Origin of the sequence: Burkholderia sp. 9120 (assembly GCF_000745015.1) — a bacterium.
Taxonomy (GTDB): Bacteria; Pseudomonadota; Gammaproteobacteria; order Burkholderiales; family Burkholderiaceae; genus Paraburkholderia.
Map to the genome: position 1 here is coordinate 338,326 of NZ_JQNA01000002.1, position 25,900 is coordinate 364,225.

The following is a 25,900-nucleotide window of genomic DNA, read 5'->3' on the forward strand; positions in this document are numbered from 1 at the left end:
TTTTCTCTTTTACCAATATGAAGGCAAGCTATGAGCCAACCACGCAAAGCGATCATCACCGGCGTTTCCGGACAGGACGGCGCCTATCTGACGAAACTGTTGCTCGACAAGGGCTATCACGTGACCGGCACTTACCGGCGCACGAGCTCCGTCAACTTCTGGCGCATTCGTGAGCTCGGCGTGCTTGCTCATCCGAATCTGCGTCTGGTCGAACACGATCTGACCGACCTCGGCTCGACGCTGCGCCTGCTGGAAGGGGCGCAGGCCGACGAGTTATATAACCTCGCGGCACAGAGCTTCGTGGGCGTGTCGTTCGATCAGCCGGTGACCACCGCGGAAGTGACGGGCGTCGGCGCGCTGAATCTGCTGGAAGGCATCCGCATTCTGAATCCAAAGACGCGCTTCTACCAGGCGTCGACGTCGGAAATGTTCGGCCTCGTGCAAGCCGTGCCGCAACGCGAGGACACGCCGTTCTATCCGCGTAGCCCGTATGGCGTCGCCAAGCTGTTCGCGCACTGGTCGACCATCAATTATCGCGAGTCGTACGGTCTGTTCGCGAGCAGCGGGATTCTGTTCAATCACGAATCGCCGCTGCGTGGCCGCGAATTCGTCACGCGCAAGATTACCGACACCGTCGCCAAGATCAAGCTCGGCAAACAGGACATCCTGGAACTCGGCAACCTGAGCGCGAAACGCGACTGGGGCTTCGCGCTCGAATACGTGGAAGGCATGTGGCGCATGCTGCAGGCCGAGCAGCCGGACACCTTCGTGCTCGCCACCGGCCGCACCGAGACGGTTCGCGACTTCGTGCGTATGGCCTTCGCCGGGGCGGGTTATCAGCTCGAATGGTCGGGCAAGGAAGAGCGCGAAACCGGTATCGATGTCGCCACCGGCAAGACGCTGGTGCGCGTCAATCCGAAGTTCTATCGTCCGGCCGAAGTGGACCTGCTGATCGGCTGCGCCGACAAGGCCCGCGACATGCTCGGCTGGAAGCCGGAAACGACGCTCGAACAGTTGTGCCACATGATGGTCCATGCGGACCTGACGCGTAACGAACAGCACGAGACGTTTTGATCGTTCTGAGTCGGGAAACGGCGCGGGCTCTCTGCGAAAGCGGCGAGCCCGCTGAGGCATGGGCAGCCTGCGCACATGCCTAAAAGCTAAAAAACGACAAAATGGCCACTTTGTTAGCTGGATTGCGACAAATTACGCCAGCCTGGCGAGCGGATAAGCTAGAAAACGACAATCGGGATCACGGCGGCGTTCACTTTGTTTTAACTAGAAAACGACAAATATGCTAAATTGAAAGCTGGAAAACGACAACCTTGCACCGCGTGAGCCTCTCTAAAGCTGAAAAACGACAATCAGACGACTTTTTTTTTTCGTCCGCCGATCCTGCGCGAAACCGCAATTTGCAGCGCCGCGCGAAGGAAGGCGTCCTGACGCGCGTCGGACCGGGCGTGTACGTCGAATCAGGCAGTGAGGCGGAGATCGTTGGCAAAATCCATCGCAACTGGCAAAAAGTCGCGGCGCACGCCGTGCCGGGCGCAGTCGTCTCGCACCTGAGCGCATTTGCAAGCGGTATTACTGCGTCCAACGAAATTGTGCTGTCTCACCCCACACGCTTTAACCGGCGCATCCGTTATCCGGGCCTCACGCTGGTGCTGACGAAAGGGCCGTCCCCGCAACCCGGCGACCTTCGCCTCGGTTCGCTCGACCTTTACTGGGCATCGCAAGAGCGGGCGCTTCTGGAGAATCTCAGTCGCGGTTCGGCAACCACCCGCGCAACGCGCGATGCGATTGAAGAACGACTCATCACCTGTCTGAACGCGAATAAGGAATCTGGTCTCAATCAGATCCGGGACCGCGCCCGTGCACTGACCGAACCGCTTGGCGCAACGGCCAGCTATGCGGCACTGAATGGGCTGATCGGCGCGTTGCTCAGCACACATTCAAAGGGCGTGCTCAAAACCCGAGCCGGCCTGGCAATCGCCCCGGGCACGCCCATCGACATGGAGCGTATCCATCTCTTCAACACCCTGGCCACTGAGTTGCGCACGGCGATACTGCCCGATATCGCGGACGTCGCCGCACAAGGCAATACGCGAATCTATTTTGCGTTTCTTGAATCGTATTTTTCCAACTTCGTCGAAGGCACCCGATTCTCCGTGGAAGAAGCGGAAGGCATCGTTTTACGCAATCAGATCGTAGTTCAACGCCTGAAGGATTCGCATGACATTCTCGGTGTGTTCAATCTCGCCCACCGAACGGAAACCCGGGCGGCGGTGCCGCCAGTCGGCGACGACTTCGTCGATGTACTGCAGGAGCACCACCGTGTCATGCTCGAGCGCAGGCCGGAGGCCAACCCGGGCCACCTCAAGCTCGAGGCAAACTACGCGGGCACGACCCGGTTTGTCGAACCCTCGCACGTACGCGGCACCCTCGCGGAAGGATCGCGCCTTGCGCTGACGATCCCGGAAGGAATCGGACGAGCCATTTATTACCTGTTTCTCGTGGCCGAAGTGCATCCGTTCGCAGATGGCAACGGGCGGCTATCCAGACTGGTGATGAACGCGGAACTGTCGCGATGCGGGCGCTCCCGCATCATTATTCCTACGCTATTTCACCCGCAGTTTGTCGATTGTCTGCGGGCACTCACGCAAGGCGGGCGGCCGGGGCCGCTCATCCAGGCGCTATCGCGCATGGGTAGCTGGTGCGCAGCGTTCGACTACGCGGAAATTACCGACGTCGTACTGGCCATGCGCGGTGCCAACGCGTTCGAAGAATCCGCTGCCGACTTCCGTCTACTCAACGCCGACGGCAGCCGGGCCGCCTAAGCGCCCCGCCATCGCTTCCCTCCCCCTCAATGCACCCCACCCGCCGCGATCGCTTCGGCATACACCGCGGCGACCCGCTTCGCGATCACCGAGTTATCGAAATTCTCCCGCGCGTAACGGCGGCAGGCATCGGCATCCGGCAGCTTCAGCGTGCCGTTCAACGCGCCGGCCAACCCTGCCGCGATCGCTTTCGCGCCGGTCTCCGGCAGCACCAGATTCGGCGACAACCCCGCGACCGCTTCCGGTAAGCCGCCCACCGGCGTTACCAGCACCGGCGTGCCCGACGCCAGCGACTCGACCGTGATCAGCCCGAAGCCTTCGAGCGCCACGGTCGGCACCACGCTGATATTCGCCGCGCGGTACAACGCCGCCAGATGCTGATCGGGCACGAAGCCCAGCAGCTTGACGTTATCTTCCAAGCCGGCCGCGCTGATGCGCGCCTGCAATTCGCCTTCTAACCGCCCTTTACCCGCGATCAGCAGCAGCACGTCCGGCGCGCTCTGCCTGAGCAACTGGATCGCGTCGATCAGATCTTCGAGACCCATGCGCCGCACCAGCCGCCGCACCGCCAGCACGATCGGCCGGTCTTGCGGCAACTGCAGTTTCAGACGCGCTTCGGCCGGCGTGATCGGCAGATTGAACTGCTCGACGTCGACGCAACCCGGCACCACGCGCACGCGCTCCGGCGCGATGCCGTAGCGCGACGTGAGGATCTTGCCGAACGCCTCGGACAACACGATCAACCGCGACGAGCGCGCATACACCGACTGCTCCAGGTAACGCTTGGCGCGCTGGCCGAGCGAGTCGGCGCCTTCCACGTGGCTCTCGTCGGCCCACGGTCCCTGAAAATGCGAGACCTGCGGAATCCCGCGCGTCACGTCGAGCCCCGGAAACGTGTACAGCGCGAAGTGCGACGAGATCACGTCGGGCCGCGACCGGCGGACTTCCTCGCGCAACGCGCGGCGCGCCGCCATCAGCCGCAGCGGCAGCGATTGCGCGGCGGAACCGAAACCGTTGATCGCGCCGCCGGTGTCCGCGGCGACTTTCGCCGAGCCGGCCACCACGCCGCGCACCGCGACGCCCGCGCCCGGCAGCGCGCCGACCAGCGAGTAATACATGCGGTCGAGACCGCCCGCGCGCTCGGGAAACCAGTGCATCCCGATCTGCAGCGATTTGATTGAACTCGTTGTCATGATTGATGCCCCTGTGCGTTCTGTGAGTTGTGATGGTCGAACGATGCCTTCTGTCCCGCCAGCGTGTTCAGCGTCAGCGCGTCGGTCTTCGCGACCGCCGCCGCTTCCGCCTCGCTGCGCCGGCGATTCTGCTGCTGCCCCGCGAGTTGCCGGTAAAGCGCGATGTACTGCTCGGCCATCCGCGCCCAGCCGAAGCCGGTCGCGAGTTCGTTGGCGGCGACGCCCATCGCGCGGCGCGCGTCGTGATGCTCGGCGAGACGCGCGACCGCGCGGGCCAACGCCGTGGGATCGTCCGGATCGTCGAGCACGATCCCGCATTCCGGCGTGATGATTTCGGCACCGCCCGCGCTGCGTGCCGTGACCACCGGCAAGCCCGCCGCCATCGCTTCGAGCAGCGACAGGCTCATCGCTTCATAGCGCGACGGAAACACGAACGCGTCGACCGAATGCATCAGCACCGGCATCTCCTTCACCAGCCCGAGAAAATGCACGCGATGCGCAATGCCCAGCGCCTTCGCCTCATCCGGATACGGGCTGCCCGGCAGAAAACCGGCCACCGCGATCTGCACGTAGTCGGGCAGATGCTTGAGCGCGGCGAGCACGGTGCCGAGGTTCTTGCGCGGCGTGCGCAGATCGCCGACGAACAGCAGCAGGAACGCGTCCTTCGGCAAGCCGAACTTCTCGCGGTCGCCGGTCGCGGCGGCGAAGCCCTGCGTGTCCACGCCGTTGTAGATCACGTCGACGCGGTTATCGGGCGTCAGGCCGATCGCGCGGATTTCGTCGGCGACTTTCTGCGACACCGCGGTGATCACTTTCGAGCGCCGGTACGCCCAGCGTTCGAGCAGCGCGTTGCAGCGCGTGTAGACCGACTGGTACGCGGACCACACGCCCTTGGTCAGCCCGAACGGGTAGTACTTGCTGCCGAACCAGCCGCTGTGCACGAAGTGCGAGGTATTGACGTCGGCAGGTATCCACGTGATGAAGCCGTTCACGTGCAGCACGTCGTATTCGCGGCGATGCGCGCGCAGCCACAGCGTGCTCTTGAACGCAAACACCTGCTGGCGCAGCAGATTGGTGGGCCACCAGCGGCCCACTTTGATCTGCGCCCAGCGAACGTTCGGATGCGCGAGCAGATCCGGCGCGACGTGCGAGGCCACCAGCGTGACGCCGATGTTCTCGTCGAGCGCGGCCCGCGCGATCTCGTGGTTGACGCGCCCCTGGCCGTCGTTATGGCGCACGACGTGCGTGACTATGGCGACTCTCAATCAGTGCCTCCGTGGAAAAGTAGCGTGCGTCTGCGGTTGATTTTTTCGTAGTGCACCGCGGATAGGATCGAAAAAACACTCATGAACAGCAACAGTCCGCCCGTGCCCACCAGCGAGTTGGTGAACACCAGCATCGCGAAGGTCGCGAGACTCAGGCTCAGGCAGGCCGAGACGAACTTGTCGTTGCGCAGCTTGAACGAGGCCAGCACCGCGCGCACCACCAGCCAGACGATGCCGGACATGTAGAGTAGCGTGCCGGGCCAGCCGAGCACGAACGGGATATTCATCACGCCGCTGTCGAAGTTGCCGTACTGGCCGAGCTGGCCGCCGTCGTTCGAGAGCTTGGTCGAGGTGCCGGTCGCGCCCATGCCTTCACCGGAGACGTCGGTAAACGCGGTTTTCGCGAAGGTCGCGTAGAACTCGTTACGCGCGGCGTAGCTCTGGTCGTCGTTCAGATTGACGATGGTGGTGAGCCGCGCCTGCATCCGCTCGGCAACCGGGCCGACCGCCAGCAGCGGCACGCACAGGCCCGCCAGCAACACCGCGCTCGCGACGATACGCACCCGCACCTTGTTGTTCGACTTGACCAGCTGGACCAGCAGCGCGATCACCCAGCCGCCCCACGTGGAGCGCACGAGGCTCAGCGCGAACGCGAAGAAGCCGAGCGCCGCGGCGATCCAGCGCACCCGGTGGTTTGCTGCCATCACGTACACCATTGCGCCCATCATCGCGAACGCGAACGGGCCCGACGAATTCATCGTGCTGAACACGCGCACGCCCATCGGCACCGGGTCGCCTTGCGAGTTCATCTGCGAGCCGAGCATCCACAGTGCGTCCCACGGCGGCATGATGAAAAACTGCACGAGGCCGTAGCCGCCCATCACCAGCATGCCCCAGATGAACGTGTTGACGATGGTGTCGCGGTACTGCGGATACTGACGCGTGTGCGCCATGATGTGGAAGCCGATCAGGATCGGATACAGCCAGTTCGCGAGGTCGTAGGTGGCTGCCAGCGGCCCGCTCGACATCACGCCGACCATGAACGCGTAGATCAGGCCGAGCAGGATCAGCAGCACCGGCAGGCCGCGCCGTTGCGCGAGCAGCCGGTAGTAGCGCAGCAGGGAAAGCGCGCTGATCATCGTCACCGCGAGCGGCGCGACCTGGATCAGGCTGGTGGGCGTGAACGCGCCTTTGGACCAGTCGGCGAGACGCCGTACTTCGGGGCTCAGAAACCACAGCCACCACATGAAGCCGATGTAGCGCGCCGGGCTCTTGAAGTAGAGCCACAAGCCCGTGAGGATCGCCAGCACCGGAAACGCGAGCGTCAGCACCGTGCCCTGATGCGCGATGATCAACACCGCCGTGATCAGCCACAGCAAGGCCGGCGGACCCCACTCCTGCGCCCCGCCGGACCGGCTGCGTCCCGCGCGGGTCGCGCCGGATGGAGCGGTGTGCGTGATGGTCGACATCGCTTAGAGACCTCCGCGTGATTCACGCGCGGCGGGCCGCGAGGTTTGCGCCCTCGCCTGCGGTTGCGTGCGAGCGGCGCGCGCGCGCAGCATCTCCTGCGTGATCCGCACGTGCTGCATCGCGTAGTGCTGGGTGGTCAGGTCGCGTGCCAGCAAACCGGCCGCCGCCGCTTGCGCCTGACGCAAGCCGTCCAGCGGCGATGCGGCGAGCTGGTCGACCGCTTCGCGCAGCGCCTGCGGATTGAACGGCGGAATATAAAGCGCCTCGCCGGCCGGAAAATAATCCTGCAACGCGCCGACGTTGGTGACCACCATCGGCTTGCCGACGGCCGCCGCTTCGAGCATCACCGTGATCCCCGAGGCGTGCGAATTCGGCCGCAGCGGCACGACGATCAGATCGGCCCAGTCGTACAACTCGTGCTGCTTTTTAATGCCCGAAAACAGCGCGATCTCGACGTTCGGCGCGCGCAGCGACGCGGGTATCCGCCGCCGCGTCGCGAGCTTGACCGTGTAGCGCGAATCGTTGCCGAAGGCCTTGATCAGCGTTTCCCAATCGCGGTCGCGATCGTTGCCGATCGCGGCAATGCGGATCGGCGCATGCGGCAACCATTCGGTCGGCGCCTTGACGGGGAAGTCCTGGGTGTTCAGCCCGTACAGCAGCGGCGTCGCGTCGCGATCGAAATAACGCTGGCACAGCGCGGCGTTTTCAGTGGCGAGCGTGGTCAGTTGATCGGCGCGGCTCAGCAGCTTGCGATACAGCCAGCTACGCAGAATCCCGTACGAAGGCCATTTATCGAGCAGCCACACGCTTTGTGCGAGCAGCAAGGGGGAAGCCTCGGCTCCGGCCTTGCGGCCGCTCAGCAACAGCATCAGCGCGGCGGAGAGCCATTCCTGCTCGGTATGCGTCCAGATTACGTCCGCGCGCAGCATCTCGGCACGATTGCGCCACGTATGGATGAAATCGAACCCCAGCGCCGCCTTCAACGCGCGCCGCAACAGCCGCACCGGTTTGCTTTCGGGCGCGTCCTGCGAATAGCTCAGCGCGAAGCCGTCGGACTGCGCGTGGTGATAGCCGTACAGGCAGCCGATGTCGTCGCCCGGCCGGTAAAAGCGCGGGTCGGCGCCGTAAAACAGGTGAACGTGAACGTTTGTACTCATGCGGCCACTCCGCTTCGCGCCCGGCGCGCCTCGTGCGCGCCGCCGCGCACCGCGCGCCAGCGCGACAGCTTCACCCCGGCCTGGTTCGACAGCAAAGCGAGCGCCGCATGCGTGAGTCCCGGATAGGCCCGCGTGCCGACCAGCGTCCACCACCACCACGCGGTTTCGCGGTGCAGCGGCGGCAACTGGTCGCGCAGGATCAGATGGAAGTTGAACGCGGCATTGCGCAACGCCGCCATGGTTTGCGCGTTGCGCCCGTCTTCGTCGAAACGCTCGGCGGGAAAATGGTCGACCGCAACGCGCGGGTCGTACACCAGCTTCCAGCCGGCGCGCTTCACCGCGAGGCTGAAGCCCATGTCGTTGTGAGCCTGCGCGCCCGCGCCGCGCAAGCGCGCGTCGAAGCGGATCGTGCGGATCGCGTCGCGGCGGTAGCTCATGTTGGCGCCCTTCAGAATGTCCACTTCGCGCGCGCCGCCGGCGCCGAGATGATGATTGCCGATGATCTTGCCGGACGCCGTGACCTTGCCCACCCGCTGCCGCTCGCCATCCAGCACGCGGCCTCTTTCGTGCACCCAGTCGCGCCCGCCGAGCGCGCCGAGGCGCGCATCGCTTTCGAACGCGGCGGCGATCCGGGCGACCCAGTCGACGTGCGGCGCGGCATCGTCGTCGGTAATCGCGATCACGTCGCCGCTGGCCGCGTCGAGCCCGCGATTCAGCGCCGCGACCTGACCGGGCGCCTCGACCAGCGCCACCGACAGCGGCAGCGCACCCGGCACCGCCGGATCGCGCAGACAGGTGTGGGTCGCCTCGTCGTCGGCGCGCGCCACCACGACCACCTGGTCGGGCGCACGCGACTGGCGTTGCAGTGCCGCGAGGCAGCGCGCCAGATCGGCCGGGCGGCGATAAGTCGGAACCAGTACCGTCACTTTCATCGTGATGTCCTTTTGTATCGTCATTGCGCGAGGGTCGGAAAAACCCGGGAAACGCGTTCCGCTCAGGCGCTCAGGTATTCCTGCACCGCCGCGTAGCCACGGTCGTAGCCGCCGCGCGAGCGCGGCATGCCGTTGAAGATGCCGCCCTGCACATGCACGCCGGCCGCGCGCAGACGCTTCAGCGCGTCCTGGATCTCGCCTTCGCTGTGCACGCCCGAGCGCATCACGAAGAAGGTCGAACCGGCATACGCGCCGATGATCGACGCATCGGTCACCGCCAGCACCGGCGGCGTGTCGATCAGGATCACATCGTAGCGTTTGGCGAGCCCGTCGAGGTATTGCGGCAGCCGCGGCGACATCAACAGTTCCGACGGATTCGGCGGACGGCGGCCGCACGAGATGAAGCTCAGGCCTTCCACGTTCGAACTGCGGATCGCTTCTTCCAGCGAGATCTGGCCGCTCAGCAACTCGGACAAACCGTTGTCCTGCACGCCGCCCAGATAACGTTCGAGCGCGCCGCGCCGCATGTCGCCGTCGATCATCAGCACGCGCTTGCCCGAATGCGCGAGCAGCACCGCGAGGTTGACCGTGAGGAAGCTCTTGCCGACGCCGGCCATCGGGCCGGTCAGCATGATGATGCGATTGCGCGCGTCCATCATCGTGAACTGCATGGAGGTGCGCAGGCTGCGCAGACTTTCGACCGTGATGTCCTTGGGCCGCGCATTCGCCAGCACCGAACGCAGACGTTCGCCGCCGCGTTCGAACGCGCTTTCGAGCACCGCCTGTTCGGCGCTCAACGGCACGAGGCCGAACACCGGCAGATGGAACGCACGCTCAATCTGATCCGGATCGTCGATCCCCTTGAACATATTGCGGCGCAGGAACACGAAGCCGGTGCCCGCGATCAGGCCGAGAATCACCGCCGCCGACAGGATCAGCACCTTCTTCGGCTTGACCGGCGCGCCCGGGCGCAACGCGGCGTCGACGATATGTACGTTGCCGCCCGTGCCCGCTTTCTGCACCGACAATTCCTGCACGCGGTTCAGCAACAGCACGTAGATGTCTTCCGCCACCTTCGCATCGCGCTGCAACTGCACGGCCTTCACTTCGGTGGCCGGCAGGTCGCGGAAACGGTCCGCATATTTGGTGCGCTGCGCTTCCAGCTCGGCCATCTGTTGACGCGCGGCCACCAGCATCGGATGGTCGTCGCCGTAACGCTCGCTGAGCTGCGTCATCTGCAGACGCAAACCGGCGATCTGCTGCTCGTACTGCACGCTGCCTTCCAGGTACACCTTGGCTTCGTCGCTCGCGTTGATCGAGCCGGACTGGCGCTGATACGCGGTCAAGGCGGCTTCCGCGCGCTCCAGATCGGCCTTCAGACGCGGCTCTTCGCTTTGCAGGAAGTCGAGCATCTTGATCGCGTCGGCCTGCTTGTTCGACACGTGCTGGCGCACATACGACTGCGCCAGCGCATTGGCGACCAGCGCCGCGTGTTCCGGGCTCTTGTCTTCCAGCGAGATCTGGATCACGCCGGTCTGCTTGCCCTGCTCCTGCACGGTGATCGCCGACTGGAACGCGGTGATCGCGTCGAGGTCGTTGGCGCGCACCACGGTGAACTGCTCGCCCGGACGCGCGACCAGTTTGTTGACCCGCATCGTCACGCCGCCGCCCTGCGCCTGCTGGCCGACCTGGCCGCGCAGCAGCAGCGCGCCGTTCCCGGCGAACAGCGCATAGTGCTGATCGTCGACCACCTTCAGCGCGAGCTTCTGGCCTTCGAGCGCGGGCACCACGTCGATCGAATCGACGTCGGCCACATCGCCGCCCCAGCCATACGACGACAGGCCCAACCACGGCTTCGCCAGTTGACCCGGCGCGGCCAGCTTGGCCGAAATGCTACCGAGCAGCGGAATCGTCTTCGGCGTGACGCTGAAGTTCAGCTTCAGGTCCTGCACGACCGGGCCGACCACGCCACGGCTCTTGATGATTTCGATTTCGGCGTCCGTCGGCAGCGAGGTCGAGCCGGTGGTGATCGCCGCGCCCGTTTGCGTCTGCGTGAGCGCCTGCGACGTGTTGTCGGATTGCTCGACGCGCACGTGCGCGTCGGCCGAATAGATCGGCTTGGCGAGCAGGCAGTAAGCACCGGCAATCGCGACGATCACCGCGGCGATCGCGATCAGCCACCAGATGTCGTCGAGGATCACCTGGATCAGTTGCCCGAGGACGATGTCCTCTTCTTCGGTCCTGACCGGACCGCCCATGTGTGGAGAGAGTTGATTGCTCACAATTCGCTTCCCGTATCGGTTACATCCGTGTTTGCTTCGGTCCCGCGTCACCCCGCCGGCTGGCGGTGTGACGCGGGCCTGGCGACGGCGCCTAGCGCGTCAGTTGTTTCAGGTAGAACAAGGTCTGCACGCTCGGCAGGATCTGCTGCAACACACGGTTGAAGGTGGTCGAAGCGGCGGTGCCCACATACACGACGTCCAGCGGCTGCAACTGGAACTGCGAGGACAGCATGATCGAGTCCGGCTGCGTCATGTCGAGGCGGTAGACGTCCGGCGTGGTCGGATGGTCTTTCATGCCGCGCATCACGTAGATCTGACGCGGATTGGCGTCCGTGTCGAGAATGCCGCCCGACTGCGTGAGCGCGTCGGCGATCGTCATGCGGCCGCGAATGATCGGCACCTGGATCGGCGTCTTCACTTCGCCCATCACGAAGATGCGGCTGTCGGTGCGGTCCGGCACGTTGATCACGTCGCCGTTCTGCAGCATCACGTTCTGCGTGGTGTCGCCTTTGTCGAGCATGCGATCGGCGTCGAGCACGTAGAGCCTGTTGTTGCGCGTGAGGCGCACGCGCTGGATATCGGCGTCCGAATTCGTGCCGCCCGAGCGCGTGATCGCGTCGACCAGCGTGAGCGGCACGTCGCTGACCGCGAGCGGGCCCGGCGTCTTCACTTCGCCGGTCACCTGCACCTTCTGGCCGCGATACGACAGCACGCGCACGTCGACCTGCGGATTGCGGATATAGCGCACGAGGCCGCTGCTCAACTGATCGCGCAGCTCGCCGACGGTTTTGCCCGCGGCGCGAATCCGGCCGACGAACGGGAAGAAGATCGTGCCGTCGGCGGCGATGGTCTGGCCGTACGGGTCGGCCTGGCCCGGCAACGCGGCCGTGTACGGCTGCTGCAACGCGCCGCCCACCGACTGCGTGGTGTTGCCGCCCGCCGACAGCGTGCTGCCCTGCGGCGTGGTCAATTCCGGGTGATCCCACACGGTGATGCCGAGAATGTCCTGCGGCGAAAGCCGGTACACATACTGCGACGGATCGCTGATGGTCGAGGTCGGCAGCACCTGGGTCTTCGCGGCGGCCTGTTGCGCCTGCGCGGCCACGAGCTGCGAATCGATCAGATGCACCGGATAGGTTTCGGCGGGCTGCGACTGATGCTGGCCGTCGTCTTTCAGACGCGACGTGTCGAGATAATTGCCCGGTGCGGTGGCGCAGGCCGACAGAAAGGACGTCAGCAAAAGTGAGGCGGCGAGTTTCGATTTGAAGTTCGCCGCTGAATGCGGTGCGAGTTTTTTCATCAGCATATTTTTTTCAGCCATCCCATGACCAGATGTTCGATGAGCACGAGACTCTCCCTATAAGCGGTTTCCGCGCAGCCGTGCGGGTCGGCGACGTCGGAGTCGGCTTCCCACTTGCCGAGCGGATAGACCTTGCCGCGCGCGGCCGGGTCGAGCGCTTCGACCGCGCCCACCTGGGCGCGCTCGGTGACCAGCACGAGGTCCGCTGAGCGCACCAGATTGCGGTTCAGACGCCGCGAGTAATGGATCCCGGAGGCGACGCCCTGCTCGGCGAGCAGGCGGCGCATCACCGGGTCCATGCCGTGGCCGTCCATCGCGCGCAGGCCCGCCGAATGAAACGCGATCGGCGCCGAAGACGGCCGCGACACCGCGCGTTGCCGGGACTTGAACAGCATCTCGGCGGCCGGCGAACGGCACACGTTGGCGTGGCAGACGATCAGTACATTGGCGAACATGGCAGGCTCCTTGAAGCGCGAGGTGATTCGGTGGGCCGCTTGCGGGGCGGTTGCATGCAGCCCGCTTGCGGCCAGGTTGCGGCCCGCTTGCAGCCTGCTTGCTCGTTAAGCGACGGCGCGGCGGCCGGACTCGGCCACGTCCGCCGGCGTGAGCGGCACGCCGTTCGCGCCGACCTTGCCCGGCGCATTGCGCAACGCGTGCTGACGGCCGATCGCGTGATACTCGATCCCGAGTTCGAGCAGCGCGTCCGGTTCGTACAGATTGCGGCCGTCGAAAATCAGCGGCGTCCTGAGGATCCGTTTCAGCGAATCGAAGTCCGGGCTCTTGAAGACCTTCCATTCGGTGAAGATCACCAACGCGTCGGCGCCCTCCGCCGCGTCCATCTCTTCCTTCACGAACTCGAGGCGCGCGTGCTGCTGCGGCACATCCTTCAGGTCGAGCGCGAACACCCGCTTCGATTCGTCGATCGCGACCGGGTCGTACGCTTTCACGCGCGCGCCACGGCGCAGCAGTTCGGCGATCAGCGGACGGCTCGGCGCTTCGCGCATGTCGTCGGTATTCGGCTTGAACGCGAGGCCCCAGACGCCGAACGTGCGGTCCGACAGGTCTTCGCCCAGACGCGCGACGATCTTGTGCGCCAGCACCTGCTTCTGCGTGTCGTTGACGGCTTCCACCGCTTCGAGAATGCGCAGGTTCGCCTTGTGATCAGCGGCGATGCGGATCAGTGCCTGCACGTCTTTCGGGAAGCACGACCCGCCGTAGCCGCAACCGGCGTACAGGAAGTCGTAGCCGATGCGCGGATCGGAGCCGATGCCACGGCGCACCGCTTCGATATCCGCGCCGACGCGGTCGGCCAGATTGGCCAGCTCGTTCATGTACGAAATACGCGTGGCCAGCATCGCGTTGGCCGCGTACTTGGTGAATTCGGCGGAACGCACGTCCATGTACAGCGTGCGTTCGCGATTGCGGTTGAACGGCGCGTACAGGCGCTTCATCAGCTCGCGGGCTTTTTCGCCGGGCACGTCTTCGTCGCAACCGAGCACGATGCGGTCGGGCCGCGTGAAGTCGTCCACAGCCGCGCCTTCCTTCAGGAACTCGGGGTTCGAGACCACCGAAAACATGTGATTGAGGTTGCGCGCGGCCAGTTCGGCGGCGATCACGTCGCGCACGCGCGAGGCCGTGCCGACCGGCACCGTCGATTTGTCGACGATCACCTTGAAGCCCGTCATATGGCGGCCGATGTTGCGCGCGGCGGCCAGCACGTATTGCAGGTCGGCGGAACCGTCTTCGTCCGACGGCGTGCCCACCGCGATGAACTGGATGTCGCCGTGCGCGACCGCCGCTTCGATGTTGGTCGAGAACGTCAGGCGGCCGGCCTTGCGATTGCGCGCGATGATTTCCTGCAGACCCGGTTCATGGATCGGCACGCCGCCATTGTTGAGCACGTCGATCTTGCGCTGATCGACGTCGAGACAGAACACGTCGTGGCCGATGTCGGCCAGACAGGCGCCCGTCACGAGCCCTACGTAGCCACTACCGATGATCGTCAGGTTCATGTATTACACCTCGCGAAATAAGGTTGATTCAGGAGTGCGGTGAAGGACTCAGTAAGCGTTGCTGCCTGCGAATCCTTTCCACAGCGTCAGCACGACGATCTTGATGTCGAGCCAGAAGGTCCAGTGCTGCATGTAGTACAGATCGAGCTTGACGCGGCCCATCATCTTTTCGATGCGGTCGGTTTCGCCGCGATAGCCGTTGATCTGCGCCCAGCCGGTAATGCCCGGCTTGATCCGGTAGCGGTGCATGTAGCCCTTCACCAGATCCTTGTAGATGTCGTCGTGTTCGAGCGCGTGCGGACGCGGGCCGACCACCGACATCTCGCCGCGCAGCACGTTGATGAACTGCGGCAGCTCGTCGAGACTGGTGCGCCGCAGGAACGCGCCGACCGCGGTGATGCGCGGATCGCGCCGCGTGGCCTGGGTGATCTTGCCGGCCTCTTCCTGGTGCAGCTTCATCGAGCGGAACTTGTAGATCTCGAACTGATTGCCGTCGATACCCTTGCGCTTCTGGCGGAAGAACACCGGACCCGGCGAACTCACCTTCACCATCACCGCAATCACAATCATGACCGGCGCCAGCGCGGTCAACGCGGCCAGCGCGAACAGACGGTCGAACACGCGCTTGGGCAGCACCCGCAGATCGGTGATCGGCGACGCGGCCAGGTTGATCGCGGGCACGCCGAGCAGGTCGACCATCGGCTGATTGAACAGCGTCAGGCTGCGCACGTCCGGAATGAAGCGGATGTTCACGAAGTCGTTCTTCAGGTCCATCACGAAGCGGTGAATCGCCTTTTCCTTCGAGATCGGCAAGGCCAGCCACAGCTCGCGGATCGCGCGCTGGCGCACCAGTTGCAACATGCGCTGATAGTCGCGTTCCACCGGTACGCCGTCGATCGCATTGGCCGCGTCCGGGTCTTCATACGGGTTGATCGTGCCTTCCTCGTCGAACACCACGATCGGCGTGAAGCCCGCTTCCGGACGGCCGCGCATCTGTTCGATCAGAAAGCGCCCATACGGCGCGCCGCCGACGATCGCCACCGCGCGCTGATTGAAGCCCTCGCGGCGCAGACTGCGCAGCACCGAATAGACGATCACCTTGGTGACCACCAGCAGCACGATCGTGGCCACCGCCCAGTAGACGAGCCACAGCCGCGACAGACTGTCCGAACGGTGCAGGCTGAAGCTGATCAGCACGCCGGTGACTTCCACCATCACCCAGCCGCCGGCAACCCGGCACAGCAGGTCGTAGAGCGGCTTGCCGCGCCACGACTGATAGATGCCCAGCGCGGGGAAAAACACCACCACGAGCAGACAGTCGAACGCGAGCGACACACGTTCCATGTCGTCCAGCCACACGAATTTCCCGCTATGCACGGCCGTCGCCAGCGTCGCGCCGAGCACGACCATGGCGATGTCGATGATTCTCGATAGAACGCTCAGCATGCGCTGCCCCTCAGTTCGTCAGTCAAGTGCCATCCGTTGGTTGATTAAAAATCCGTCGCGCGGTTTTTCTTCAGCGTGCTCCGGCGCCCGAACACGACGCCGGTCTCCGCGTTCGGCGGATCGATGCGCGACGCAGTAAAAAAATGAAGCCCAGCTAATTGCCTCGCCATTCCCAATTTAGAAAATCGGCTGAACAGCCGAACCGGGAAAGGCGAGTCGAAATGAGTGAATACCCTCGTACAGGTATAGATAAAGCTTTATTAAAATTCCCACTGCAAGACCGCAAAATATCTCAAATTGTATCGGTCAAAATTTCAGCATTTTTTTCGATTTTTGCTCGGCAATTGTTACCGGATTGCCTTTCGATAGGCAAGCTGAAGGCCTCTAAGCGGGCCATTTCGATGCTCTCTGGTCGCTCGGAGAGAGAAGCTTACGAGACGCCTGTTGCGTCACGTTTGTGCAAGCATCGCGCTAAAAAAATCACCCGTTATTTTTTTCGGGTAATTTTTCTTTTTAAAAAATCTATCGGACATTTTTCCTTCACGGAATTCGCTATTTTTATCGGCCGTTTTATATAGTTTTCTATTTAACGCGCTTTTATTGATTCCGCTCTTCATGATAAAACTCGACGCATTCACCCAGCCTCGAGGAGTCCATCATGACAGCTCCGGTTACGGCCACGCCCGCCGACACCCGGTCCACGCAAGCTAAGCCCCTGAACGTCAAGCTCAAGGTTCATCCCGTGATTCTGGCCGGTGGATCCGGCACGCGTTTGTGGCCGATGTCGCGCGAACAGCATCCCAAACAGTTGATCGGCCTGCTCGGCGACGATTCGCTGCTGCAGTCCACCACGCGGCGGCTCGAAGGACTCGAAGCCGGCTATCCGCTCACCGATCAGCTGGTCGTGGTCGCGAACGAAGAGCAGCGCTTCACCACCGCCGAGCAATTGCGCACGAGCGGCAAACCGACCCGCCTGATTCTCGAACCCGCCGGCCGCGATACCGCACCGGCGCTGACCGTAGCCGCGCTGTCGATCGCCGCGCAGGACGACGACGGCATCATGGTCGTGATGCCCGCCGATCACGCGGTCACCGACCTCGCGGGCTTCCACGCGGCCGTGACGGCCGGCGTGGAACAGGCGGTGGCCGGTCATATCGTGACGATGGGCATCGTGCCGACGCGGCCGGAAACCGGCTTTGGTTACATCCGGATCGGCGCGGCGCTGGGAGCGTCGGAGGCATCGGGCGCATCGCCTGGCATCCCTGACGATACGGAAAACACCGGCAGCGAAGGCACAATCTGCGCGCACAAGCTCGATCGCTTCGTCGAAAAGCCGCATCTCGAACTGGCGCAGCGCTATATCGAGTCGAAGGAGTACTGGTGGAACAGCGGCATTTTCATCATGCGCGCGTCGACGTGGCTGAAGGCGATCCGCCACTTCCAGCCGGCCATCTACGAAGCCTGCCACGCAGCCTACGCGGGCGGCAAGGCGGACGGCGACTTCTTCCGCCTGCAGCGCGATGCGTTCAGCGCGTCGCCGTCGAACTCGATCGATTACGCGGTGATGGAACAGCTCGGCAGCGATCAAAGCGCCGCCTCGGGCGTGGTCGTGCCGTTGCAGGCCGGTTGGTCGGACGTGGGCTCGTGGGACGCGATCTGGGACATCTCGGAGAAAGACGCCGACCAGAACGTGGGCCGCGGGCGCGTGATGTTCGAAGGCGCGGCATCGACCTTCGCGCATTCGGAAGGACGGCTGATTGCCTGCGTGGGTACGCAGGATCTGGTGGTGGTCGAAACGGCCGACGCGATTCTCGTGGCCGATAAATCGCGCGTGCAGGACGTCAAGAAGATCGTCGGACGGATTCGCAGCGACGGCGGGCTCGAAGCGGCCAACCATCGCAAGGTGCATCGCCCGTGGGGCAACTACGATTCCGTCGACACCGGCGAGCGCTTCCAGGTCAAACGCATTGTCGTGAAACCGGGTGCGCGGCTCTCGCTGCAAATGCATCATCACCGCGCCGAACACTGGATCGTGGTGCGCGGCACGGCGCTCGTCACGCGTGGCGAGGAACGCTTTATCGTCTCCGAAAACGAGTCGGCTTATATTCCGCTCGGCGTCACGCATCGACTCGAGAATCCGGGCAAGATGCCGCTCGAAATGATCGAGGTGCAGTCCGGCTCGTATCTCGGCGAAGACGATATCGTGCGGTTCGACGATACGTACGGCCGACAGTAACGCCATCAGGCGCCTGCAAGGCGCCTGCGCAAGCCAATCATCAAGCCAACCTGGCTTGGGCCGTCGTCGAACGGCGGTCCGCCACGGGTCGATCCGGGGTCCGTCCAGGGTCCATCGGGGACTGCGAAAACAAGGCTTGAATCACACTGAATGAAGCGGGAACCTGCGGCGGTTGCTCCTACCGGCCGCGGGGTACTGCCAGACTTTCTTCTGTCGCCGCGCTTATCAATGCGCCAGTCGCCAAACTTGCCAATCTCACTCTGTTACTGCGCTTGCTTGCGCTTGCTGCCGGGTTTCGACCGCGTTCGTTTTAAGCGCGTTTTAACTGCCAGCCGCCGCGCTCATCCTGCGTGAGAGATGAACTCCGGATAAGACGGATACCGTTCCGCCGACGTGCTTTCCGTCGTCGCGCTGACGACCGTGGTCACGACCGGCTCGCTGGGATAACGGCGCAACGGTCCACGAAACGCGTGCAGCGGACCATGCAACGGCGCACCGTGATTGATCGTGACGGGCTCCGGCACATGACGCCGGACGGGCAGCGGACGCGCCGGCGCAACGTGCGATGGCGTGGGCGAATGCACCTGCGCGGCGGCACGTTCTTCCAGCACCACGACTTCCTCAACCGGAGGCGCAACTTCCGCGGCCGCCAATGTCAGGCATTCGCGATCGATCCATTGCAGCGCCCAGTCGAGCGCGTACTGCTGCGCTTCGTCCGCATCGGCGAAGCGCGGGCCGACCAGGCCGGAACGCTCGACGCGCCTGCCGTCTTTCATGATCTCCGCCCACGCGCGATACATCACGTTGGGCACCTGCTCCGCCGCGACGAAAATCGTAAAGCCACGCGGATCGTCGATCTGCGTGCCGCGCGGCGCGAGGCTCATCGACAGCGGACTGCGCAGGTCGTCGTCCGGCGGACTCGTGTGGCGCGCCGACGAAATCGCGGCATCCAGCAGGTCCATGGCTTGACCCACGGCGGCCGCTTCGTCGAGGCGGGGCAACACGGCGCGCATCGGCGGACGCATGGCGGGCGCGAAGGCGGAAGCGCCGGTGGACACACCGGCCGACACACCATTAGATACACCCGCAGCCGCGAACGAACGGCCCGGCGCCATCGGCGCACGCGCGACGGGTTGATGCGGCTGCTGCAGTGTTTGCGGCGCTTGCGCATTCGCGAGACCCGACAACTGACGCGTGATATCGGCGATCGGGTCGGCCGAACGCCAGTTGCTCAGGCTGCTCGACACGCCGGGCGCCTGCCACGACTCGGGACTCTTCCAGGACACGCCACGCAGACTTTCGTCGCGCACGCTCGGTGCGACGACCACCGGTGCGGCCGGCTTGGTCGCGGCGGGCGGGGCCGGTTGCGGAACGTACGCGAAGGTACGCCCGGTTTGCGATAACAGCCGAACCATCTCGAGCAGCGTGCCGTTCAACTGCCACTCTTCGAAACGGCGCCGGCAGGTCGGACCCGACGGATAACGACCTGGCAGTTTCGACCAGGGCTCACCGGTTGTCAGAATCCAGAGGACCGCATTCGCGACGATGCGTGGTTCGGCGCGCGGCCGACCGCGTCGGTTTAGACGGACGGCCGGCTCATCGGAGACAAGCGCTGCCAGCAGCGCCCATTCGTCATTGCTTAGCTCATCGAAAAACATTGGGTTTTCTCCACGCAGCCTGGCCGGGCCGCGGCTTTGGACTTGCCACGGATTCAACTTTCACGATCCGTGTGCAGCCCGCGGTTGCACAAAAATGTTCTGTACGTTCTGTTGGCTGGTCAATACCGCCCTGACATGGTGCGGTTTGTCCCTATTCCGAAGCACAAAACGTGGTCTCACTCGTGCATGGGAGAATTTGTGCACGAAGCATACCATTCCCAGGGTTTGCGTGAATATCGTTGAGACAAGTGTTACGGATAGAAACAATCTTGTTCTTTTTGCTGCGTCATTTCACGTATTGCCGTCACAGAGATGCGGGTCGCCTCGGCCCCAACCCTCACTATTGCACAGCACAACGCAAGGGTAAATGTGGCGAATGGCCTTTACAAATCCAGCCTTTATGCGGTATCGCATTTCCATGCATTTTGGCACTCGCGACGGCGCGTGGATGGGTCGCTACGAGTGCCGTGTGGAGAGTGCGTATGCGTCATGACGCGCAGCGCCGCCATGACAGATCGGTCCGCTTGAACGCATGCACGTTGCATTGCACGTGACACGTTTCGAGTGAAATCGATCTGTGGTTTCTAGCGCACAGGATGAGTCGCGCCCTCGCCCACCACGGTCGTCCACGCGCGTACCCGCCAGTGCGTCACAAGGCCGGCGATCACATACGGATCGGCTCTGGCAAAGGCTTCTGCGGCAGCCGGCGAATCGCTCTGAAACAGCAGGACCGCGCCGTCGATGGGCTCGGCCAACGCGCCGGCAAGCAGCAATTCACCGCGGGCCACTGCCGCCCACGCGCATTGCAGATGCGCGTCGCGATAGGCGCCGCGTCGTTCGAGGTAGTCGGGCACGAGCTCATACATCAACAGGTAATGCATGGAGAACCTCCTGAGACAAGGTGGACGCCCGCCCACGCCGACACCTGCGAGTCGAGCTTTCTGGTCAATATTACCAATGCGGTCGACAGCGGAATTTCATGCCGATTTACTATTCAGTTGCATTCGCAGCAATATTCATGCTCCGCGCTAATTTTCTTTGATCAATCAGGAATGGCGACCGTTTAATCTATTTGAAATAGCCATCGCAATTGATCTGGAATGCATAGCATGATTTTTCAATGCCGCTATTCGCCGAATCCCCGCACCGGCGTCGCCTGAGCGCCACCGCGTACGGGAAAACCAGCGTCCGCGTCTGTCAACCGGAATGCGCTTTTGTCCGTTCTGGCAGATAGCATTTGCCATAATGGTTATGCCGAGGGGCCCTGGATGCCGTTGACGCCCGCGCGCATGAACGACCAAAAACGTTTTCACCACCGATGGAGTGTCACATGAAAATCCAATCCGCTATCGCTACGCTGGTACTGGGCGCCGTTCTCGTTTCGCCGGCATTCGCGCAGAACAGCCAGCAAACCAAAATGGCCGACTGCAACAAGCAGGCCGCCGACAAGAAAGGCGACGACCGCAAGGCGTTCATGAAGACCTGCCTGTCCGCGAAACCGGCCGCCGCCGCGCCGATGAGCCAGCAGGACAAGATGAAGGCCTGCAACACGCAAGCCACCGGCAAGAAAGGCGACGACCGCAAGGCGTTCATGAAGACCTGCCTGTCCTCCGCGCCGGCTAACTAAGCCGCGTGGAGCGGCGCCGCAGCGCGGCGCCGTCGACATGGCGCCGCGCGTTCAAGCGCGGCGCATCCCCCCTCCATCGAGCCGACATCCCGGTCGCGCGAACGCCCCGTTTTTCTTCTATGATGGCGGCGGAGACGGCCCACCCTCACACACAACATTAGACGGGCCGCCATCTTGTCGTTGGTGCTGCAGAGCATCGATCGGAGGCAAGGATGGTAACGAAGCATAAAAACCGCTGGTTGAGGCGGTGGCTGGTCGTCATCATATTCTGGGCGGTGCCCGTGGCGATCGTGGCGGTCAGCGAGATCCGCGAGGAAATGGCGTACAACGCCGTCGACCTCGATCGCGCGCTGACCAGCTGGACGTTCACCGACGCACAACGCGCCGCCGGCGCCCCCGCGCGCTGCCACGGCAAGCCCGACGAGGCGCAGGCCGCCGGCTGCCCGGCCGACGTGCTGGCCGCCAACGCGCCGCGCCAGCAGGACGCGCGCAACGAATACAGCGTGCGTCGCACCACTTTGATGGCTTACCTGTGGCATGCATTCGTCGGCTACTGGATCGTGCCGGCCGTAACGCTGTTCCTGATCGGCGTGCTGATCGGCATGGTGCGGCGTGCGTTGCGGCGGCCACCGCCGCCGGTCAAGAGTCCGGCGAACCATAGCTGAGGGCGGCTGACGAGGGCTGACGACGACCTCCGGCAGCGCCGAACTGAGGCGTCGCGGCAACACTTTCAGTTCAATTTCAGCGCTGCCTGGCAAGGCCGGAATCGGTAAAAAGGGACGTTTCGAACCGCGGTGACTGAGTGCCGGTGACGCCGATCTGCGTCTCCTTCGATTCGCCAGGAACCCGTTCGAACACGCCGCCGGGTCCGATCCGGGACTCTTTTGCACCAGGTCAAAGTTACTGCATAGCGCCTTACGATTACCCGCAAAGCCCCGCCACACAAGGCTTCACGCCTGGCAGCGAGGCACGCCTTTTCCGTTTGCGTGTGATATAACTCATAGGCAACCCGCCAATTCATCCGGCGTTGCGACCCGGAACCATCACGGAGAAAAACGATGCAAAGACGAAACTTCATGTTGAAGACGACCGCTGCGCTCGCTTTCGGAGGCCTTGCACTCGCTGGTTGTACGACTACGTCCAACAGCGACAATAAAAACACCTCGTCCACCGACGCATCGAAGCGTCAGTCGATCGACGCCAGCGTCGACGGCACCATGTCGCGCCTGTACACCACCGTGCAGGGTTCGCGCGAACTCGTCTCGAAGGCGCGCGGCGTGCTGGTGTTCCCGTCGGTGCTGCAAGCGGGCTTCATCGTGGGCGGTCAGTACGGCGAAGGCTCGCTGCGCGTGGGCGGCGGCACGGTCGGCTACTACAGCACCATTTCCGGCTCGTTCGGCCTGCAGGCGGGCGCACAGTCGAAGGCCATCATCTTCCTGTTCATGACGCAAGACGCGCTGGACAAATTCCGCAATGCCGACGGCTGGTCGGTGGGCGGCGACGCCTCCGTCGCGCTGGTGAAAATGGGCGCGAACGGCGCTGTCGACACGACCACGGCCACCGCGCCGGTCGAGGTATTCGTGCTGACGAATGCCGGCCTGATGGGCGATCTGTCGCTGCAGGGCACCAAGGTTTCGCGCCTGAAGATCTAAACGCGTCGCAACCAGCGTGCTGGTCTGGCGCGCCTGCCTCTGATCCGTCCGGTTCCGTGCGCGGCGGCGTGAGGTGGTGGCAAGCGGCGGCGTCAAGCGACCATGAAAAAACGGCGATGCGTGATAGACGCATCGCCGTTTTTTTTGCCGTGCCGTGCAGTACCGGGCGCAGCGGGCAGCGAGCCCGCTCCGCCTCAGCTTCCCGACTTGTCGATCACCTTGAAACGCGACCGCTTCTGCGCCCGAATCACCGACTGATACGCGTCCACATACTGCTGCGCCATCCGGTGCGACGTGAAGCGTTCCTCGAAGCGTTGGCGCACGCCCGCGCGCGGCATCTTGTGCAGGCGATTCACCGCCGCCACCGCGCCGATTTCGTCTTCGACGATAAAGCCCGTCACCCCCTCTTCGAGCACCTCCGGCACCGAGCCGCGATTGAACGCGATCACCGGCGTGCCGCACGCCATCGCCTCGATCATCACGAGGCCGAACGGCTCCGGCCAGTCGATCGGAAACAGCAACGCATGCGCGCCCGACAAAAATTCGGCCTTCTGATGATCCGCGATCTCGCCGATAAACTCGACGTGCGGCAGATCCAGCAACGGCCGGATGTCGCGCTCGAAGTACTCGCGGTCGGCGGAATCGACCTTGGCGGCGATGCGGATCGGCATACCGCAGCGGCCAGCTATGCGGATCGCGGTGTCAACGCGCTTTTCCGGCGAAATCCGGCCGAGAAACGCGAGGTACTTTTGCTCGACCGGCTGCGGCGTGTAGAGCTGCTCCGGCAAGCCGTGATAGACAGTGGTCAGCCACCTGGCCTGCGGCAACGGATGGCGCTGCGCGTTCGAAATCGAAATCACCGGCGCAGTGTTGAAGGTGTCGAACACCGGCTGCTGTTCGGGCAGGTCGAGGCGGCCGTGCATCGTCGTGACGAACGGCGTGTCCTGACGTTTGAAGACCGAGAACGAGTAGTAGTCGAGGTGAAAATGCAGGACGTCGAACTGATCGGCCTGGCGGCGCACCAGTTCCATCAACAGCATGTGCGGCGCCACGCGGTCGCGAATGCCAGGATCGAGACGCAGCGCGCGCGGCCACACCGGCTCGAGCTTCGCGCTGGTCACCGAGTCGCCGCTCGCGAACAGCGTCACGTCATGGCCAAGCTCGACCAGCGCCTCGGTGATGTACGACACGACGCGCTCCGTGCCGCCGTACAGCTTGGGCGGCACCGATTCGGTCAAAGGGGCGATCTGGGCAATCTTCATAGCAGGTTTGTCTCCGTAAACTGACGGCTTGCGCACGGCGGCGGGGCGTGTTCAGGGACGCTCTCCGCGCAGGGCGACGCCGATTGCGCCGATCGATGCAAAGCGCATCTGCATGACCGGCATCGAATCATTATTCACCACAGGACAACAAAAAGCGCCACGCCTTGCATTTCCCTGGCGCTGTTACATTCAGCTTACATTGCGCGGGGCGTTGGGCACAGTCGGGCAAACACCGCAGGGGGTTGCCTGTTCCGTCTCGGGCGCGCTTCGAGGCCGCCTGAGGTCGCTTTGGGCGCGTACCGGGCCGTCCAATCACCAGGCCGCAATTATCGCGCCGGCCATTTCCACGCGGGCAGGTCGCGATCGTCCGCGTCGGCAATCCGGGTGGCGCCGAAATGCTTTTCCAGCACGATGGATTGACTCTCCTCTTCGCGTTCGAGCGCCGCGATCAAGCGCGCCGCATGCGACACCACCAGCACCTGCGAATGCAACGCCGCCCGCGCGATCAGGCGGGCCAGCGCCGGCAGCAGATCAGGATGCAGGCTCGTCTCCGGTTCGTTCAGCACCAGCAACGCGGGCGGACGCGGCGTCAACAGCGCGGCGACCAGCAGCAGATAGCGCAAGGTGCCGTCCGACAACTCCGCGCCCTTCAGCGACCGCAGCAGGCCGTGCTGCCGCATCATCACTTCGAAGCGGCCGTCCTGCGTCGAGACGTCGAGTTGCGAGCCGGGAAAAGCGTCGTCGATGGCCGCGGCGAGCGCCGTGGGATCGCCGATCTCGCGGATGGTCTGCAAGGCCGCGGCGAGGTCCGCGCCGTCGTTGGACAGCACCGGCGTATGCGTGCCGATCTGCGGCAGACGCGCGGCGGCGTCGGCATCGGTGCGGAAATGGTCATAGAAGCGCCACGAGCGGATCTGCTCGCGCACCGTGATCATCTCGGGCGCGGTCCGTGGGTCGGAGAACTCCGTCATCATGCTGTCGAAACTGGCGACCGGTTGCGGGATGGTCTGCCAGTCGCCCTGCTCGTCGCGCATGCGCAGCGCCGGCCCCTGCCGGTCGACCAGCAACGCAGACGGCCGCAGCACTGGCCCGCTCCAGATGCACTCGCGCTTGATGGTGGGGTCGAGCGGGAACAGCGTGTCCCTGTTGAGCGGCGGCAGACCGAGATCGATCGCGTAGCCGAACTGATCGCCGGCAAAGCCGAGCCGCAGGCTCACCGGATCCTTGCGGCGCAGCGGCTCGATTGGCAATTCGCCCGCCAGCATGCCGCGCGAGAAGCGCTCGGGACCGGCCCATAGCGTGGACGGCAAACCGCCTTCGCGCGCCAGCGACGTAATCACGCCGCCGCGCGCCGTTTCCGCCAGCAGACGCAGCGAGCGATACACGCTCGACTTGCCGCTGCCGTTCGCGCCGGTGATCACGTTCAGCCGGCCGAGCGGCACGACCAGTTCGCGCAACGACCGGTAACCGGCGATGGCTAGCGTCGTCAGCATGCGGACGACTCCCGGTTGAATGCGACGCGCAACGCGAGCGACCGCCCGCGCGATAAAACCTTCCGTTCAACACGCCTC

At 63.9% G+C, this 25,900-nt stretch carries 21 protein-coding genes; 7 read left to right on the forward strand and 14 right to left on the reverse strand.

Going from position 1 to position 25,900, the window contains the following annotated elements; genetic code table 11:
* Positions 1-30 precede the first annotated feature (30 nt).
* The gene (gene gmd / locus FA94_RS09775; RefSeq protein ID WP_035550178.1) at positions 31-1,074 is read left to right on the forward strand and encodes a GDP-mannose 4,6-dehydratase; all 1,044 of its coding nucleotides are present in this window, start codon (positions 31-33) and stop codon (positions 1,072-1,074) included.
* 260 nt (positions 1,075-1,334) lie between these two features.
* The gene (locus tag FA94_RS09780) at positions 1,335-2,837 is read left to right on the forward strand and encodes a Fic family protein (RefSeq protein WP_035561799.1); all 1,503 of its coding nucleotides are present in this window, start codon (positions 1,335-1,337) and stop codon (positions 2,835-2,837) included.
* A gap of 26 nt (positions 2,838-2,863) precedes the next feature.
* On the opposite strand, the gene FA94_RS09785 is transcribed toward FA94_RS09780, so the two are convergent.
* The 10 genes from FA94_RS09785 to FA94_RS09830 all read right to left on the reverse strand — a co-directional run bounded on the left by FA94_RS09785 (position 2,864) and on the right by FA94_RS09830 (position 15,894).
* On the reverse strand, positions 2,864-4,030 hold the full coding sequence (locus tag FA94_RS09785; protein ID WP_035550180.1) for a glycosyltransferase family 4 protein: 1,167 nt from the start codon (positions 4,028-4,030) through the stop codon (positions 2,864-2,866).
* Positions 4,027-5,295 (reverse strand): glycosyltransferase family 4 protein, encoded by a 1,269-nt coding sequence (locus FA94_RS09790; RefSeq protein ID WP_051980517.1) that lies wholly within the window; start codon positions 5,293-5,295, stop codon positions 4,027-4,029. The genes FA94_RS09785 and FA94_RS09790 overlap by 4 nt, the downstream gene beginning before the upstream one ends.
* Complete coding sequence (locus FA94_RS09795) at positions 5,292-6,764, reverse strand: glucose-6-phosphate isomerase (protein WP_035550182.1); 1,473 nt, start codon at positions 6,762-6,764, stop codon at positions 5,292-5,294. The genes FA94_RS09790 and FA94_RS09795 overlap by 4 nt, the downstream gene beginning before the upstream one ends.
* 3 nt (positions 6,765-6,767) lie before the next feature.
* Positions 6,768-7,922 carry a glycosyltransferase gene (locus tag FA94_RS09800; protein ID WP_035550185.1) on the reverse strand — a complete coding sequence of 385 codons (1,155 nt, stop codon included), beginning with the start codon at positions 7,920-7,922 and terminating at the stop codon, positions 6,768-6,770.
* The gene (locus FA94_RS09805) at positions 7,919-8,854 is read right to left on the reverse strand and encodes a glycosyltransferase family 2 protein (protein WP_035561804.1); all 936 of its coding nucleotides are present in this window, start codon (positions 8,852-8,854) and stop codon (positions 7,919-7,921) included. The genes FA94_RS09800 and FA94_RS09805 overlap by 4 nt, the downstream gene beginning before the upstream one ends.
* Positions 8,855-8,916: 62 nt before the next feature.
* Positions 8,917-11,112 carry a polysaccharide biosynthesis tyrosine autokinase gene (locus FA94_RS09810; protein ID WP_035550187.1) on the reverse strand — a complete coding sequence of 732 codons (2,196 nt, stop codon included), beginning with the start codon at positions 11,110-11,112 and terminating at the stop codon, positions 8,917-8,919.
* A gap of 115 nt (positions 11,113-11,227) precedes the next feature.
* Positions 11,228-12,442, reverse strand: coding sequence for a polysaccharide biosynthesis/export family protein (locus FA94_RS09815; protein WP_035550190.1), 1,215 nt, complete (start codon positions 12,440-12,442; stop codon positions 11,228-11,230).
* Positions 12,436-12,891, reverse strand: a complete 456-nt coding sequence (locus tag FA94_RS09820; RefSeq protein ID WP_035550193.1) for an arsenate reductase/protein-tyrosine-phosphatase family protein — start codon at positions 12,889-12,891, stop codon at positions 12,436-12,438. Before FA94_RS09820 ends, FA94_RS09815 begins: the two co-directional genes overlap by 7 nt.
* A 105-nt stretch (positions 12,892-12,996) precedes the next feature.
* Positions 12,997-14,448, reverse strand: coding sequence for a UDP-glucose dehydrogenase family protein (locus FA94_RS09825; protein ID WP_035550196.1), 1,452 nt, complete (start codon positions 14,446-14,448; stop codon positions 12,997-12,999).
* Between the two features lie 48 nt (positions 14,449-14,496).
* A complete protein-coding gene (locus tag FA94_RS09830; protein WP_035550198.1) occupies positions 14,497-15,894 on the reverse strand; it encodes an undecaprenyl-phosphate glucose phosphotransferase in 1,398 nt (465 codons plus the stop codon).
* A 221-nt stretch (positions 15,895-16,115) separates the two neighbouring features.
* Between FA94_RS09830 and FA94_RS38565 the strand changes: the two genes are divergently transcribed.
* The gene (locus FA94_RS38565; protein ID WP_156126608.1) at positions 16,116-16,472 is read left to right on the forward strand and encodes a hypothetical protein; all 357 of its coding nucleotides are present in this window, start codon (positions 16,116-16,118) and stop codon (positions 16,470-16,472) included.
* Between the two features lie 80 nt (positions 16,473-16,552).
* Positions 16,553-18,130, forward strand: a complete 1,578-nt coding sequence (locus tag FA94_RS09835; RefSeq protein ID WP_035550201.1) for a mannose-1-phosphate guanylyltransferase/mannose-6-phosphate isomerase — start codon at positions 16,553-16,555, stop codon at positions 18,128-18,130.
* A gap of 341 nt (positions 18,131-18,471) precedes the next feature.
* Here FA94_RS09835 and FA94_RS09840 read toward each other — a convergent pair whose 3' ends face one another.
* Positions 18,472-19,788: a DUF6566 family protein gene (locus FA94_RS09840; protein WP_035550203.1), complete on the reverse strand. Its 1,317-nt coding sequence runs from the start codon at positions 19,786-19,788 to the stop codon at positions 18,472-18,474.
* A gap of 584 nt (positions 19,789-20,372) precedes the next feature.
* Entirely contained in the window at positions 20,373-20,669 is a 297-nt protein-coding gene (locus FA94_RS09845) for a YciI-like protein (protein WP_035550205.1), read from the reverse strand.
* Positions 20,670-21,118: 449 nt separating this feature from the next.
* On the opposite strand from FA94_RS09845, the gene FA94_RS09850 reads away from it, so the two are divergent.
* The 3 genes from FA94_RS09850 to FA94_RS09860 all read left to right on the forward strand — a co-directional run bounded on the left by FA94_RS09850 (position 21,119) and on the right by FA94_RS09860 (position 23,067).
* Positions 21,119-21,415 (forward strand): PsiF family protein, encoded by a 297-nt coding sequence (locus tag FA94_RS09850; protein ID WP_035550208.1) that lies wholly within the window; start codon positions 21,119-21,121, stop codon positions 21,413-21,415.
* 212 nt (positions 21,416-21,627) lie between these two features.
* Positions 21,628-22,080 carry a membrane protein gene (locus FA94_RS09855; RefSeq protein ID WP_035550210.1) on the forward strand — a complete coding sequence of 151 codons (453 nt, stop codon included), beginning with the start codon at positions 21,628-21,630 and terminating at the stop codon, positions 22,078-22,080.
* 393 nt (positions 22,081-22,473) lie between these two features.
* A complete protein-coding gene (locus tag FA94_RS09860) occupies positions 22,474-23,067 on the forward strand; it encodes a BPSL1445 family SYLF domain-containing lipoprotein (RefSeq protein ID WP_035550213.1) in 594 nt (197 codons plus the stop codon).
* 194 nt (positions 23,068-23,261) lie between these two features.
* On the opposite strand, the gene FA94_RS09865 is transcribed toward FA94_RS09860, so the two are convergent.
* Positions 23,262-24,329 (reverse strand): glycosyltransferase family 4 protein, encoded by a 1,068-nt coding sequence (locus FA94_RS09865; protein ID WP_035550216.1) that lies wholly within the window; start codon positions 24,327-24,329, stop codon positions 23,262-23,264.
* Positions 24,330-24,655: 326 nt separating this feature from the next.
* Positions 24,656-25,822, reverse strand: a complete 1,167-nt coding sequence (locus FA94_RS09870; RefSeq protein ID WP_035550219.1) for an AAA family ATPase — start codon at positions 25,820-25,822, stop codon at positions 24,656-24,658.
* Positions 25,823-25,900: the final 78 nt, after the last annotated feature.

Coding starts and splice junctions, on each gene's coding strand:
- gmd (WP_035550178.1), top strand. CDS start 31: ATGAGCCAACCACGCAAAGCGATCATCACCGGCGTTTCCGGACAGGAC.
- FA94_RS09785 (WP_035550180.1), bottom strand. CDS start 4,030: ATGACAACGAGTTCAATCAAATCGCTGCAGATCGGGATGCACTGGTTT.
- FA94_RS09795 (WP_035550182.1), bottom strand. CDS start 6,764: ATGTCGACCATCACGCACACCGCTCCATCCGGCGCGACCCGCGCGGGA.
- FA94_RS09800 (WP_035550185.1), bottom strand. CDS start 7,922: ATGAGTACAAACGTTCACGTTCACCTGTTTTACGGCGCCGACCCGCGC.
- FA94_RS09805 (WP_035561804.1), bottom strand. CDS start 8,854: ATGAAAGTGACGGTACTGGTTCCGACTTATCGCCGCCCGGCCGATCTG.
- FA94_RS09810 (WP_035550187.1), bottom strand. CDS start 11,112: ATGGGCGGTCCGGTCAGGACCGAAGAAGAGGACATCGTCCTCGGGCAA.
- FA94_RS09815 (WP_035550190.1), bottom strand. CDS start 12,442: ATGCTGATGAAAAAACTCGCACCGCATTCAGCGGCGAACTTCAAATCG.
- FA94_RS09820 (WP_035550193.1), bottom strand. CDS start 12,891: ATGTTCGCCAATGTACTGATCGTCTGCCACGCCAACGTGTGCCGTTCG.
- FA94_RS09825 (WP_035550196.1), bottom strand. CDS start 14,448: ATGAACCTGACGATCATCGGTAGTGGCTACGTAGGGCTCGTGACGGGC.
- FA94_RS09830 (WP_035550198.1), bottom strand. CDS start 15,894: ATGCTGAGCGTTCTATCGAGAATCATCGACATCGCCATGGTCGTGCTC.
- FA94_RS38565 (WP_156126608.1), top strand. CDS start 16,116: ATGAGTGAATACCCTCGTACAGGTATAGATAAAGCTTTATTAAAATTC.
- FA94_RS09835 (WP_035550201.1), top strand. CDS start 16,553: ATGACAGCTCCGGTTACGGCCACGCCCGCCGACACCCGGTCCACGCAA.
- FA94_RS09840 (WP_035550203.1), bottom strand. CDS start 19,788: ATGTTTTTCGATGAGCTAAGCAATGACGAATGGGCGCTGCTGGCAGCG.
- FA94_RS09845 (WP_035550205.1), bottom strand. CDS start 20,669: ATGCATTACCTGTTGATGTATGAGCTCGTGCCCGACTACCTCGAACGA.
- FA94_RS09850 (WP_035550208.1), top strand. CDS start 21,119: ATGAAAATCCAATCCGCTATCGCTACGCTGGTACTGGGCGCCGTTCTC.
- FA94_RS09855 (WP_035550210.1), top strand. CDS start 21,628: ATGGTAACGAAGCATAAAAACCGCTGGTTGAGGCGGTGGCTGGTCGTC.
- FA94_RS09860 (WP_035550213.1), top strand. CDS start 22,474: ATGCAAAGACGAAACTTCATGTTGAAGACGACCGCTGCGCTCGCTTTC.
- FA94_RS09865 (WP_035550216.1), bottom strand. CDS start 24,329: ATGAAGATTGCCCAGATCGCCCCTTTGACCGAATCGGTGCCGCCCAAG.
- FA94_RS09870 (WP_035550219.1), bottom strand. CDS start 25,822: ATGCTGACGACGCTAGCCATCGCCGGTTACCGGTCGTTGCGCGAACTG.